This is a genomic window from Streptomyces sp. NPDC028368 (genome assembly GCF_055565615.1).
The window spans coordinates 122,053-135,607 of the sequence record NZ_JBVHTY010000016.1 but is presented as its reverse complement, the minus strand read 5'-3'; the positions used below and the strand labels follow the sequence as shown (position 1 = coordinate 135,607).

General features: G+C 69.3%; 11 protein-coding genes. 5 read left to right on the top strand and 6 right to left on the bottom strand.

Annotation, left to right across the window (positions count from 1 at the left end; genetic code table 11):
* The first annotated feature begins 19 nt into the window (after nucleotides 1–19).
* Both ACZ4S3_RS31340 and ACZ4S3_RS31335 read left to right on the top strand, forming a co-directional pair.
* A complete protein-coding gene (locus ACZ4S3_RS31340; protein ID WP_467940224.1) occupies nucleotides 20–862 on the top strand; it encodes a nitrilase-related carbon-nitrogen hydrolase in 843 nt (280 codons plus the stop codon).
* Between the two features lie 41 nt (nucleotides 863–903).
* The gene (locus ACZ4S3_RS31335) at nucleotides 904–2,172 is read left to right on the top strand and encodes an aspartate aminotransferase family protein (protein ID WP_467940439.1); all 1,269 of its coding nucleotides are present in this window, start codon (nucleotides 904–906) and stop codon (nucleotides 2,170–2,172) included.
* A 70-nt stretch (nucleotides 2,173–2,242) separates the two neighbouring features.
* Here ACZ4S3_RS31335 and ACZ4S3_RS31330 read toward each other — a convergent pair whose 3' ends face one another.
* From ACZ4S3_RS31330 to ACZ4S3_RS31315, 4 genes are all read right to left on the bottom strand, one after another.
* A complete protein-coding gene (locus ACZ4S3_RS31330) occupies nucleotides 2,243–2,932 on the bottom strand; it encodes a hypothetical protein (RefSeq protein WP_467940220.1) in 690 nt (229 codons plus the stop codon).
* The gene (locus ACZ4S3_RS31325; protein WP_467940216.1) at nucleotides 2,929–3,933 is read right to left on the bottom strand and encodes a WXG100 family type VII secretion target; all 1,005 of its coding nucleotides are present in this window, start codon (nucleotides 3,931–3,933) and stop codon (nucleotides 2,929–2,931) included. Before ACZ4S3_RS31325 ends, ACZ4S3_RS31330 begins: the two co-directional genes overlap by 4 nt.
* Nucleotides 3,930–4,244: a hypothetical protein gene (locus tag ACZ4S3_RS31320; RefSeq protein WP_467940212.1), complete on the bottom strand. Its 315-nt coding sequence runs from the start codon at nucleotides 4,242–4,244 to the stop codon at nucleotides 3,930–3,932. The genes ACZ4S3_RS31325 and ACZ4S3_RS31320 overlap by 4 nt, the downstream gene beginning before the upstream one ends.
* A gap of 580 nt (nucleotides 4,245–4,824) precedes the next feature.
* Nucleotides 4,825–5,709, bottom strand: coding sequence for a substrate-binding domain-containing protein (locus ACZ4S3_RS31315; RefSeq protein ID WP_467940209.1), 885 nt, complete (start codon nucleotides 5,707–5,709; stop codon nucleotides 4,825–4,827).
* 448 nt (nucleotides 5,710–6,157) lie between these two features.
* On the opposite strand from ACZ4S3_RS31315, the gene hydA reads away from it, so the two are divergent.
* The 3 genes from hydA to ACZ4S3_RS31300 all read left to right on the top strand — a co-directional run bounded on the left by hydA (nucleotide 6,158) and on the right by ACZ4S3_RS31300 (nucleotide 10,185).
* Nucleotides 6,158–7,564: a dihydropyrimidinase gene (hydA, locus tag ACZ4S3_RS31310; RefSeq protein WP_467940207.1), complete on the top strand. Its 1,407-nt coding sequence runs from the start codon at nucleotides 6,158–6,160 to the stop codon at nucleotides 7,562–7,564.
* A gap of 11 nt (nucleotides 7,565–7,575) precedes the next feature.
* Nucleotides 7,576–8,580, top strand: a complete 1,005-nt coding sequence (locus ACZ4S3_RS31305) for a TIGR03842 family LLM class F420-dependent oxidoreductase (RefSeq protein ID WP_467940205.1) — start codon at nucleotides 7,576–7,578, stop codon at nucleotides 8,578–8,580.
* A gap of 66 nt (nucleotides 8,581–8,646) precedes the next feature.
* Entirely contained in the window at nucleotides 8,647–10,185 is a 1,539-nt protein-coding gene (locus ACZ4S3_RS31300; protein ID WP_467940201.1) for an NCS1 family nucleobase:cation symporter-1, read from the top strand.
* A gap of 181 nt (nucleotides 10,186–10,366) precedes the next feature.
* On the opposite strand, the gene ACZ4S3_RS31295 is transcribed toward ACZ4S3_RS31300, so the two are convergent.
* Together ACZ4S3_RS31295 and ACZ4S3_RS31290 are read right to left on the bottom strand one after the other, a co-directional pair.
* Nucleotides 10,367–11,431, bottom strand: coding sequence for a lipoate--protein ligase family protein (locus tag ACZ4S3_RS31295; protein WP_467940196.1), 1,065 nt, complete (start codon nucleotides 11,429–11,431; stop codon nucleotides 10,367–10,369).
* 300 nt (nucleotides 11,432–11,731) lie between these two features.
* On the bottom strand, nucleotides 11,732–13,363 hold the full coding sequence (locus ACZ4S3_RS31290; RefSeq protein WP_467940437.1) for a CocE/NonD family hydrolase: 1,632 nt from the start codon (nucleotides 13,361–13,363) through the stop codon (nucleotides 11,732–11,734).
* Nucleotides 13,364–13,555: the final 192 nt, after the last annotated feature.

Sequence of the window (13,555 nt, the reverse complement as noted above, 5' to 3'; positions counted from 1 at the left end):
ATCGACAAAGGAGCAGCTCATGGCCGATGTTGTGCGTGCCGCACTGGTCCAGGCGACCTGGACCGGCGACACCGAATCGATGATCGCGAAGCACGAGGAACACGCCAGAGCGGCGGCCGCGCAGGGCGCGAAGGTCATCGGCTTCCAGGAGGTCTTCAACGCCCCGTACTTCTGCCAGGTGCAGGAGCCGGAGCACTACCGCTGGGCCGAGCCGGTGCCCGACGGTCCGACCGTACGGCGGATGCAGGCCCTGGCCCGCGAGACCGGCATGGTCATCGTCGTCCCGGTCTTCGAGATCGAGCAGTCCGGGTTCTACTACAACACCGCGGCCGTCATCGACGCCGACGGCACGGTCCTGGGCACCTACCGCAAACACCACATCCCGCAGGTCAAGGGCTTCTGGGAGAAGTACTACTTCAAGCCGGGGAACGCGGGCTGGCCGGTGTTCGACACCGCCGTCGGTAAGGTCGGCGTCTATATCTGCTACGACCGCCATTTCCCCGAAGGCTGGCGCCAGTTGGGCCTCAACGGCGCCCAGCTCGTCTACAACCCCTCCGCCACCTCCCGCGGACTGTCCGCCTACCTCTGGCAGCTGGAGCAGCCCGCGGCGGCCGTCGCCAACGAGTACTTCATCGCGGCGATCAACCGGGTCGGCGTGGAGGAGTACGGCGACAACGACTTCTACGGCACCAGCTACTTCGTCGACCCGCGCGGCAGGTTCGTCGGCGAGGTCGCCAGCGACTCCAAGGAGGAACTCCTCATCCGTGACCTCGACTTCGGGCTGATCGACGAGGTCCGGCAGCAGTGGGCCTTCTACCGCGACCGCCGCCCCGACGCGTACGGCGGGCTGGTGCAGCCGTGACCCACGATTCCGCGAGCCTGCACGCCCGCCACCAGAGCGTCATGCCGTCCTGGCTGAGCCTCTACTACGAGCGGCCGCTCGAGATCACCCACGGCGAGGGCCGCCACGTCTGGGACGCCGAGGGCAACCGCTACCTCGACTTCTTCGGCGGCATTCTCACCACCATGACGGCCCACGCCCTGCCCGAGGTGACCAAGGCGGTCGGCGAGCAGGCCGGCCGGATCCTCCACACCTCGACGCTCTACCTCTCCCGCCCCATGGTCGAGCTGGCGGAGCGGATCGTCGCGCTCTCCGGCATCCCCGACGCCCGGGTCTTCTTCACCACCTCCGGTACGGAGGCCAATGACACGGCCCTGCTGCTGGCCACCGCCTACCGTCGCTCCAACCAGGTGCTGGCGATGCGCAACAGCTACCACGGCCGGTCGTTCTCCGCCGTCGGCATCACCGGCAACCAGAGCTGGTCGCCGACCAGCCTCTCGCCGCTCCAGACGCTGTATGTGCACGGCGGGGTGCGCAGCCGCGGCCCGTACGCGGAGCTGAGTGACGCCGCCTACATCGAGGCCTGCGTCGCCGACCTCGAAGACATGCTCGAGCAGACCGCGGGCGGCGTCGCTGCGCTGATCGCCGAACCGGTGCAGGGCGTCGGCGGCTTCACCGCGCCGCCGGACGGCCTCTACGCGGAGTTCCGCGCGGTGCTCGCCCGGCACGGCATCCTGTGGATCAGCGACGAGGTGCAGACCGGCTGGGGCCGTACGGGAGACCACTTCTGGGGCTGGCAGGCACACGCCGACAACGGCCCGCCGGACATGCTCACCTTCGCCAAGGGCATCGGCAACGGCATGTCCATCGGCGGTGTGGTGGCCCGCGCGGAAGTGATGAACTCGCTCTCCGCGAACTCCATTTCCACCTTCGGCGGCAGCCCCGTCACCATGGCCGCCGGTCTCGCCAACCTCGCCTACCTCCTCGATCACGACCTCCAGGGCAACGCCCGGCGCGTCGGCGGTCTGCTCATCGAGCGGCTGCGGGCGGTTGCGGCCGGGCTCGATGTCGTACGGGAGGTACGCGGCCGCGGCCTGATGATCGGCGTCGAGCTCGTCCGCCCCGGCACCGACGAACGCTCGCCGCAGGCCGCATCCCTGGTCATCGAGGCCGCCCGGGAACGCGGCCTGCTGATCGGCAAGGGCGGCCAGGGCGGCGCCTCGCTGCGCATCGCGCCCCCGATGACGCTCACCGTCGCCGAGGCGGAGGAAGGGGCGGAACTGCTCGCGGAGGCGCTGCGGGCGGCGCAGGGGCAGCTGGCGGGCACGTAGCGGGAAAGCCCGGCGGGCGGGGCAACTTGCGTTGCCCCGCCCGCCGTTGTCGTGCTGTCGTGCGGTGTGCTCAGCCCAGTACGGACGTCAGCTGCGCGACCTCTTCGCGCTTGGGCAGCCGCAGCGCGATCCAGGACCCGTCGTTGAACTCCACATCGGCCCGGAAGATCTGGCGCGCCGGATGCGGCTCGCGGCGCTTGCCGAAGGTGCCTCGGGGGTACTCGGCCAGCAGCTGGGCGGGGTGCGGCCTGCCGTACTCCGCACCGAACGGCTCGCTCAGCACCAGCAGCCGGTGCGAGGTGACCGCCAGCACGAAGTCGTCGTTCAGGCCGCTGAGCGGTCCGTCCAGGGTGTTGTTGCGTACCGCGATGAACAGGCTGCCGGCGGTGCTGTCATAGCCGCCGGACCAGGAACCGCCGTGGGTCGGGCGCCGCAGCGCGCGATAGAGGCGGCTGCACTGGCGCCGGAAGAGCGTGCCGATGGCGTCGCCCTCGAAGATCCAGCCCCAGGAGGACGGGAAGAACAGGCTCGCCACAAAGCGCACCGGTGCCCACCAGTCGACGTTCACGGTCTTCCTGATGCGGTAGCGCCTGGGAATCTTCGGCGGCAGCAGGTCGTCCACCTGAAGCAGGAAGGCGGCGCTCAGCTGCTCGCCCTGGTGCAGCTGAGCTGCGACCTCGCGGTGCAGCTCAGGCGGACCCACCAGCCCCACGGCCTGCCCGGCCGGGGTGCCACCGGGGGCCGGCGGGTACATGCTCATCCAAAAGTCCCCTCAACGCTTGCCGGGTCGACATGGTACGGCTTGGGCGCCTCGGAGCCGTCCTCGGTGAAGGAATCCCGTCCGGTCTCGCTCTTGACGTAGTCCTTGAGCGGCGTCTTCCAGTTCGACTCGATGCCGGCTTCCTTGCCGGCCTTGCCGATCAGCTTCCGCCCCTGCTTGTACGGCTGGCTGATCGCCTGCCGTTGCAGGAAGCTCAGCCCGTCTTCCTTGCCTTCCTTGCCGCCCAGCGCCTCGGCCGTCTTACGGACCTTCGACGCGGCCTGCCGGATCTTGCGGGCCTCGGCCAGGACCTCCTTGATGGACTTGCCGCTGCGCACGGCCTCCTTGATGTCCTTGACGGCCTTCATCAGCTGTTCGAGCGCCTTGCCCAGCTTCGCGGAGATCGCCGTGATCCGGGCGATGGCGGCGCTCACCTCCGCGCCGCTGACCAGCGCATCGACGACGGTGGCCAGACCGGCGGTGAACAGGTCCAGGATGAAGCTGGTCGCCAGCTCCGCGACCAGCATCTGGATCAGATCGCTGAGCAGCTCGACGACGGTCGACTCGGCGAGCGCGCACTCCTCGGCCGCCTGGCCCAGGATCTTCGCGGTCTGTGCCATGTCGTAGGCCGTGTCATCGATGGCGCTGACGACGTGCCCCATGTGGGAACCGAAGCCGTCGGAGGACCGGCCGTGCCAGTGCTCGGAGAGCTCCTTGGCGCCCGACCGCAGATCGTTCGCCACATCACGCATGTCCTGGCCGCGCGCCCGCCAGGCCTCGGCGGCCTGGTTGAGGGCTTCCGGCGCACCGGTGACCTTGTCCAGCAGGTCCATGCAGCCGGTCTTCTCCAGCGTCCACACCACGGCCTCGTCCACCGAACCGCTGATGCCGCTGCGGTCGGGGGTCTTGGCCTTGGGGACCTCGGGGAAGGCGCGGTGGTCCGGGCGCGAGGCCCACTCGTATGTGTGGCTGTTGCCCGCCGCGAGGATCGCATCGCTCACAGCTGGACCCCCTGCATGCTGGAGACGGTGACGATCTCGTTGTCGTCGTACGCCTGGGCGGACTGGCGCAGACCGTCAGCGGTGTGCTGCAGGATGTCGGCCAGGTCTTTGCAGTTGTCGACGTCCGCTTCGGCGTGTTCGTGGTAAGCCTGGTAGAGCCCGTGCGCGTCCGGGAGTTTGCCGAAGGCGTTCTCCGGGATCTGGATCGTGCCCAGGCTTCGCATGATTTCGGTGATCCGGTCCGCCGCTTTGTCGATCTTCGCGGCATAGTTGGTCAGCGCATCCGTATGGACGCCATACCCGGCACTCATGTCATTCCCCCGTTGGCGCTCTGATTTCGCTGGGCGCGAGCCAATTTATGGCAGGGAACTGTGGCTCATAAGCGCCTGGAATGCTCGATTGCCGGAGCATGGAGCGAAGATGGGGTGTCGTTGACGTCAACCGGGAAATTCTTTACCCAATATCGACAGTTCCTTACCCAGACTTGACCGATGGTGCGGTGGGGTCTCGCGGGTGGCGCGAAGGTGATCTTGGGACGCTACCTCCCGTATGTCCGGCCTACCGCCACACTGTTGAGATATGTGAGGGCCTTGCCCCGCACGCCGCCGGAGCGGTGGACGCCCCATTTATCGGCGACCCGATCGGTGCGCACTGTCGCGGCTTTGTGCGGGTCGGTGTTTGCGGTGATCTTCTGGAGTGTGTCGTTGTGTCAGAACTTTACCCAGCCGTTGCCTGGGCTCTTGAAGATCTTTATCTCGACGACGAACTCGGTGACGAAGTCGTGCCAGGTGTGGAGGGCGAGTCCGGTGTGCCACAGCTGAAGGGTTTTCAGGTCCGGGCGCTGCACTTCCCCGGGCCCCGCTCGGCCCGACCTGATCCAAACGACAGGCCCTAACTCCCCGCCGCCACCTGCCGTACGGTGTCGGCCACCAGGGTGAAGAAGCGGGTGTGCGCACGGCGGCTGCACGGGGCCTCCGGGTTCCACGGCAGGAGCCGCGCCCCGGCCTCCAGGGCGCGCCAGTGTTCGTCGGCCCGCAGCTCCGACGGCCGGGCGGCGTTGACCCGCTCGTCCGAGAGCACGATGTCCGGGTGCATCCCGGCGGCCTCCGCCCAGCCGACCGTCGACCAGTTCGCGCCGGATCCGGCGGCCGGCTCCAGCAGGTCGACGCCGTGCTCGGCCAGCGCCCGCAGATCCGGCCAGGCGCCCGGCCGGGCCAGATGGACCCGCTCGCGGTCGCCGGGCGACAGCGCGAGCACGCGAGGCCGCACCGGGCCCCCGGTCGCCTGCCGCAGCACATCCTCCGCCGCGTCCAACTCCCGTGCGCTGCCGAGGGGTTCACCCTTCCCGAGTGAGCCGGCCAGCGCCGCGAACCGCTCCCGCACCTCGGCGAGCCCGCGTCCGGGCCCCACCGCAACGGCCGCCACCGGGACATGCGCCTCCAGCTCCAGCGCGGTCTTCGGCTCCAGCCCGTAGACCTGTTCGCCGTCGTAGGTCACGGCCACGACGAGATCCGGCTCCGCCTCCAGCAGGGCGTCCGGGTGCAGCGCGCCGCCCGAACCGAGATACGGGATCTCCCCGAGCGGCAGCTCACCGGCCTTGGCGGGATCGGGGGCGGCGCCGTCGTGCTGGGACCCGAAGATGCCCACGGGGCGGATGCCGTGGTCCCACAGCGTGGCCCCCGCCTGTATGTAGGTCACGATCCGCAAGGGTCGGTTCCCGGCCACCGCCAGGCGCCCGCGGTCGTCGGAGAACTCCCACGGCGTGCTCTGCTCCATGACGTGCCGCCTTTCTGACGTCGTCCTGCGTCTCCTGTGTTGCGCGCCCTGTGCCTGATGTCCGGTGCCTGCTGTCGGGTGTCCCTGTGATCCGTGATCTGCGACCGGAGTCGTCGTACGGCCCCGTCCGGCGTCCTCGTTCTGCCCGCCGCGGCGCCCCCGCACCCCTCCAGGGCCGGTCTCCCACAAGCGGTGGGCCGGGCTCCGATCACGCCCGGCGTTCAACCGTCCAGCTGATCGTCGACGCAACACGAATGTCCCCGCTGATTAACGGTCACGGTATTGCCACCGTGGGTGACATGCTTCTACGGTCTCCTTCTCGACCGGAATCTACGGGTGTAGACCGGTTGTGGCGTGGCGTCAGCGGAGCGGGCATGCCGAGGAGACGGTGCATCGCGCTCCGCCTTCCGGTGCCGACGAGGTTGCTGGTGTGGAGGGAGCAGGGATTGTGAGCCGTACGGTCATCCGGGGCGGACTGGTCATCACCGCCGCCGACGAGATGCACGCCGATGTCCTGGTGGAGGAAGGCCGGATCGCCGCCCTCGCCGCGCACGGCAGCCCCCATGCGGAGAGCTGGAGCCAGTCCGCGGACCGCACCATCGACGCTACCGGCAAATACGTCATCCCGGGCGGCGTCGACGCGCACACCCACATGGACTTCCCGTTCGGCGGGACCGCCTCTTCCGACACCTTCGAGACCGGCACCCGCGCCGCCGCCTGGGGCGGCACCACCACCATCGTCGACTTCGCCGTCCAGAGCCGCGGCCAGGCGCTGCGCCAGGGCCTGGACACCTGGTACGCCAAGTCCGACGCCCAGTGCGCCATCGACTACGCCTTCCACATGATCCTGTCGGACGTGAACGAGAGCACGCTCAAGGAGATGGACCTCCTGGTGGCGGAGGGCGTCACCTCGTTCAAGCTGTTCACCGCCTACCCGGGTGTGTTCTACAGCGACGACGGCCAGATCCTGCGGGCGATGCAACGGGCCGCGGGCAACGGCGGGTTGATCATGATGCACGCCGAGAACGGCATCGCCATCGACGTCCTCGTCGAGCAGGCGCTGGCCGAGGGCCGCACCGACCCGCGCTACCACGGCGAGGTCCGGCACGTCCTCCTCGAGGCCGAGGCCACCCACCGCACCATCCAGCTCGCCCGGGTCGCCGGCGCACCGCTCTACGTCGTCCACGTCTCCGCCGAAGAAGCCGTCGCCGAGATCTCCCAGGCCCGCCGGATGGGGCTCAATGTCTTCGGCGAGACCTGCCCGCAGTATCTCTTCCTGTCCACCGACAACCTCGCCGAGCCGGACTTCGAGGGCGCCAAGTACGTGTGCTCCACCCCGCTGCGGCCGCGCGAGCACCAGGCGGCGCTGTGGCGCGGGCTGCGGACCAATGACCTCCAGGTGGTCTCCACCGACCACTGCCCGTTCTGCTTCCAGGGGCAGAAGGAGCTCGGCCGCGGCGACTTCTCCAAGATCCCCAATGGAATGCCCGGGGTGGAGAACCGGATGGACCTCCTCCACCAGGGCGTCGTGGAAGGCCGTATCAGCCGCCGCCGCTGGATCGAGATCGCCTGCGCCACCCCGGCCCGCATGTTCGGCCTCTATCCGAAGAAGGGCACCATCGCCCCCGGCGCCGACGCCGACCTCGTCATCTACGACCCCACCGCCGAACAGACCGTCTCCGCCGAGACCCACCACATGAACGTCGACTACTCGGCATACGAGGGCAAACGGCTCACCGGACAGGTCGAGACGGTCTTCTCCCGCGGTGAACCCGTCATCGACCGGCGCGAGTTCACCGGACGCGCGGGCCACGGCCAGTACATCCCGCGCGGCACCTGTCAGTACCTCATTTAAGGAGCGCCGCTGTGGACTTCGGAGTTGTCCTGCAGGCCGACCCGCCCGCCTCCGCCGTCGTAGGCCTGATGCGCCGCGCCGAGCGCCAGGGATTCCGCTACGGCTGGACCTTCGACTCAACCGTCCTGTGGCAGGAACCGTTTGTCATCTACAGCCGCATCCTGGACCACACCGAGCACCTGATCGTCGGCCCGATGGTCACCAACCCCTCCACCCGCACCCCGGAAGTCACCGCCTCCACCTTCGCCACCCTCAACGAGATGTACGGCAACCGCACCGTCTGCGGCATCGGGCGCGGCGACTCGGCGATGCGGGTGGCCGGCAGGCCACCCAACACCCTGGCCCGGCTCGGCGAGGCCATCGGCGTCATCCGTGATCTGGCCGAGGGACGGGAGGCGGACGTCGGCGGCGGCCACCGGATCCGCATCCCCTGGATCGAGAACGGCAAGCTGCCGGTGTGGATGGGCGCGTACGGGCCCAAGGCCCTTGCGATGGCAGGGCAGTTGGCGGACGGCTTCATCCTCCAGCTCGCCGACCCCTTCCTCACCGAGTGGATGATCAAGGCCGTACGCAATGCCGCGACCGAAGCCGGACGCGACCCGTCCGACGTCACGATCTGCGTCGCCGCGCCCGCATATGTGGGCGACGACCTCACCCACGCCCGTGGGCAGTGCCGCTGGTTCGGCGGCATGGTCGGCAATCACGTCGCCGACCTCGTCACCCGCTACGGCGAACACTCCGGCCTGGTCCCCGACGAGCTCACCGACTACATCAAGGCCCGCGAAGGGTACGACTACTCCCATCACGGCCGCGCCGACAACCCGGACACCGCCTTCGTACCGGACGCCATCGTCGACCGCTTCTGCCTGCTCGGCCCTGCCGAGGCGCATATCGACAAGCTGCGCCGGCTCAAGGAACTGGGCGTGGACCAGTTCGCGCTGTACGCCATGCACGACGCCAAGGAAGCCACCATCGACGCCTACGGAGAACAGATCATTCCCGCGTTCACCGACTGACCGGGCGCCGGGGCGGGGCGCGGCCCCGGTCACCGGTGGCTCGCCCCGGATGAAAGGTCTCCCCGTATGACCGCGCCCTCCCCGCCCGTGCCGCCGGAACTCCCCGAGTCACCGAACACCCAGGTCAGCGCACCGGACGGCCGCATCGAACCGGCCCCCGGGGCCATCGAACCGCACGGCCGCTACTTCAACGCCGACCTGCGCCCGGTGCCGCTGGCCGAACGCCGCTGGACCACCTACAACTTCACCGCCCTCTGGGTCGGCATGGCCCACAACATCCCTTCCTGGACGCTCGCCTCGGGGCTGATCGCGCTCGGCATGGACTGGCGGCAGGCCGTCCTCACCATCGCCCTGGCCAATGTGATCGTCCTCGTACCGATGCTGCTGACCGGTCATGCCGGACCCAAGTACGGCATACCCTTCCCCGTCCTGGCCCGTGCCTCCTTCGGCCTGCGCGGCGCCAACCTCCCCGCGCTGATCCGCGCCGCCGTCGCCTGCTGCTGGTTCGGCATCCAGACCTGGATCGGCGGCCAGGGCATCTACATCCTGCTCGGCAACATGGTCGGCGGGGACTGGGCCCACGCCACCGCCATCGGCGGCTACCCCTGGACCCTCTGGCTCTGCTTCCTCCTCTTCTGGGCCGCCGAACTCGCCATCATCCACCGGGGGATGGAGACGCTGCGCCGCTTCGAGAACTGGGCCGCGCCCTTCGTCCTGGTCGGTGCCGTCGCCCTGCTGGCATGGATGGCGGCCAAGGCGGGCGGGTTCGGTCCGCTGCTGGACCAGCCGAGCGCACTGGGCTGGGGCGACCGCTTCTGGCCGGTCTTCTTCCCCTCCCTGATGGGCATGATCGGCTTCTGGGCGACCCTCTCGCTGAACATCCCCGACTTCACCCGGTTCGGGGCCGGGCAGCGGGCCCAGGTCTGGGGGCAGACGCTGGGGCTGCCCACCACGATGACGGCGTTCGCGCTGCTCTCCGTACTGGTCACCTCCGGCTCGCAGGCCGTGTACGGCGCCCCGGTCTGGGATCCGGTCGCCCTGGCCGGCAAGGTCGACAACGTCTTCGGCCTGCTCTTCGCCCTGGTCACGGTCCTGATCGCGACGATCTCCGTCAACATCGCCGCCAACGTGGTCTCGCCCGCGTACGACCTGGCCAACCTCGCGCCGCGATTCATCACCTTCCGCAGGGGAGCGCTGATCGCCGGCGTGGTCGGCGTGCTCATGCTGCCGTGGAAGCTCACCGCCACACCCGAGCTGTACATCTTCACCTGGCTCGGAGTGGTCGGCGGGCTGCTCGGCACGGTCGCCGGAGTGCTCATCGCCGACTACTGGATCGTCCGCCGTACCGTCCTCGACCTCGCCGATCTCTACCGCCCCGGCGGCCGCTACTGGTACACGGCCGGCTGGAACTGGCGCGCGGTCCTCGCCTTCGCCGTCGGCGGGCTGCTGGCGGTCGGCGGCTCGTACTCCCATCCAGGGAAGGGGCCGTTCCCCGCCGACGGCCTGATCCCGTTCCTCAAGCCCCTGGCCGACTACGGCTGGGCGGTGGGCCTCGGCGCCGCACTGACGGTCCATGCGCTGCTGATGGGCAGGGCCCGCCGATGACCTCGGGCCTGTCGTTTGGATCAGGTCGGATCAGGGAGCGGGGTCTGGTGCGTGCAGCTGCAAGGCGGAGGATTGAGGCAACGCGGAGCGTCGCTGATTGACGACAACGCCGCAGATGCGCGTGCCAGACCCCGCGAGCCCGACCTGATCCAAACGACAGGCCCTCGGCGCCGGCTATCTGTCACGGGATGCGCGTGGTCCACTCGTCGTTCTCGAACTTGGTCCGGACGAGGTCCTGGGCGCGGGCCATCTCCTCGGCGGTGACCTCGCCGCGGGTCAGGCCGTAGCGGGAGCGGAAGGAGTCGATCATTTTCTCGATGACGCTTTCGCGGGGCAGGCCGGTCTGGCGGCGCAGCGGGTCGACGCGCTTCTTGGCGCTCTTGATGCCCTTGTCGGAGAGCTTTTCCTTGCCGATGCGCAGCACGTCGAGCATCTTGTCGGCGTCGATGTCGTAGGACATGGTCACGTGGTGCAGGACCGCACCGGGGCCGCCGCCCGGTCCGACCACGCGCTTCTGCGCGGCGCCGGCGACCTTCCCCACCTCGGTGGCGATGTCGTTGAGCGGCTGGTACCACGCCTTGATGCCCATGTCGCCGAGCGCGGCGAGGACCCAGTCGTCGAGGTAGGCGTAGCTGTCGGCGAAGGACAGGCCGGATACCAGGGCCTCGGGGACGGCGAGGGAGTAGGTGATGGTGCTCCGGGGTTCTGCGAACATGGCGCCGCCACCGGAGATCCGGCGTACGACCGTTACGCCGTGGCGGGCGATGCCGTCGGGGTCGACTTCATTGCGCAGGGACTGGAAGCTGCCGATGATGACGGCGGGCGCGTCCCATTCCCAGACCCGGAGGGTGGGCGGGCGCCGGCCGGCGGCCACCTCCGTCGCGATGACCTCGTCGAGTGCCATGTGGAGGGCCGGCGACTGGGGTGCTTCGTGGATGAGCTGCCAGTCGTAGTCGCTCCAGTTGGTGGCCTGGGCGAGGGCGCGGCGTACGGCGATGGCGACGCTTTCGGCGGTGAAGCCGAACAGCACGGCCGACCGGGGCAGCGCGGCATCGATACGGGCGGTGAGCCCGGCGGTGTCCGTGTCGGCGGGGGCGCCTTCCAGGGCGGCGTCCATCTGCACGAGGGCCTCGTCCGGCTCGAGGAAAAAGTCGCCTGCGACCCGTACGTTCGTCAGGCGCCCCGCTTCGACGTCGAGGTCGACGACAACGAGCTTGCCTCCGGGAACCTTGTACTCACCGTGCACCGCGTTACCTCCAGTCCCGGCAGGCAGGCAGGCAGGCAGTCTGTCTGCGCCTACGGTTGCCTGTGTTCATCTATATTCGCTCATATTTGTCTATGCTCCGAATTCTCTCCCGCGCCGGCTCAGCCGTACTCAACGGCGGTTACAGGGGTATTCCTCGGCCTGTTCTCCCTTCGGCATCGGGATATCCCGATGCCGAAGGGAGTTCGTGACGTTCATGTGGCCCCTGTGCTGATGGGGCGTCATCTCGCTGACATGGCTGGGCGTCGCCGGGGCCGACGGCGTCGGGCCGCGGCCGCTGGTCTATGCGCCGGCCTGCCGGCTCTCGAAGGGCTGCGCCGCCTGGGTGCTCAGGGGAAGCGTCACTGCCGAGTCCGTGTGCAGGGTGATGCGTACCGGTGCGATGCTGGTGGCATCGGCCGACGGCTCTCCGGTGCCGGGATTACGGGCGTAGCGCGGATGGGCGCCTCCGCTGATCTGGAGGCGGATGCGGTGACCGGCGGCGAAGCGGTAGGCGGTGGAGCTCATCGGCACGGTGACCTCCGAGGGGGCCTGCCCCACGGTCCGTAGCCGGGTCAGCCCGTCGCAGACATTGGTGGAACGGCCCTGTGCGCTCACGTCGCACAGCCGGGCGAAGACGTCGGCGAATCCGGTGTCCGTGGAGATCCGCAGCCGGGCGGAGACCGGGCCGAGGATGTCCAAGGGCTCGGCCAGCGGCGGGCCGGTGAACGTCAGGACGTCCTCCCGCCGTTCCAGACCGCTGTTGTCGCGGGCGCCTGCGGTGCGGGAGAGCAGGCGCCCGCCCAGGGAAGGTGTGGGGTCGGCCGGGTCGTAGCGGAAGGACGTCAGCGGTGTGGAGCCGGTGGGGGGCTGCTGGGTGAGGTGCCCGTCCGCGGTGGGGAACCAGGAGCCGGTGACGCGGGGCGGAGGCCAGTCGTCGAGGTCTCGCCACGCCTCCTCGCCGCCGACGTGTACGCGCACGGGCGTCGGGCGCAGGCCGCCGGGGTCGTCGCACAGGTGCGCCCGCAGCCAGGCGAGGCTCTCGGCGAAGACCTCGGGCCAGCCCTGTTGGAGCGCGGAGGTGTGGGTCCACGGTCCGACGAGCAGGGAGGTTTCGCAGCCGGCCTGCCGCAGCCGGTCGTACTGCGCGAAGGTCTGGTCGGCCAGCGCATCGTGCCACCCGGTGATCAGGCTGGTGGGCACGCTCAGCTGTTCCGCCGCCTCGGCCAGGGAGACGCCGTGCCAGTGCGGGTCGTCGGCGTCCGGGTGGGTCATCGCGTCGTCCAGCCAGGGCACTTCTCCCAGGGCGGACTCGTGCGCGCCGCGCAGCGGCAGTGCGGTGGTGATGGCGCGCAGCCGGCGGTGCAGGCGCAGTATCGCCTTCGCGAAGGGCACCATCCCCTGGTGCTGGTATGTCATGCCGGCGCCGGCGGCGAGGGCGTTGTCCAGATGGAACGCGCCGCCCGCGTGGAAGAAGGCGTGGGGATCGTGCAGGCCGACCTGTACCACCATGGCTTTCAGTTCCGGTGGCGGGTCCAGGGCGAGCGCCCACTGCACATAGCCGAGGTAGCTGGGGCCGATGGTGCCCAGCGTTCCGTTGAACCAGGGCTGCTTCCGCAGCCAGGACACGGCGGCCTGACCATCGGCGGGCTCATCGCGCCACGGGTCGAACCGGCCGCCTGAGCCGCCGGTGCCACGGCAGCTTTGCAGGACCACGTGGAAGCCCTGTTCGGCGAAGAGAAGGCCGTACAGGGGTGACCACGGCAGGCTCCTGCCGTAGGGCGAGCGCACGAGAAGGGTGGGGAAGTCGCCCTCCGCGCGGGGGAAGTAGTGGTCGGTGAGCAGTGGGCTTCCGTCGGCGGCCGGTACCGCGATCCGCGGCTCCCAGCCGACTTCGTGCTGTTTTGCCGGGAGGCCGCGCCATGTTGCCCGCATCATCCGTGAGGACAGCGGTGGCTTCCCGGTCGGTGCGGTCCAGTTGATCCTTGGCGCGGCGTCGTGCGGGTGTGCTGGCATGGTTCCCCTCCACTATTTACGTACGCTGTACGAGAATAGTGGATGCTTGGATGTCCTTCGCAACTCCCGGCGCTCAGGGTTCGCACCTCCCGGCGCTCAGGACAGGAAAGG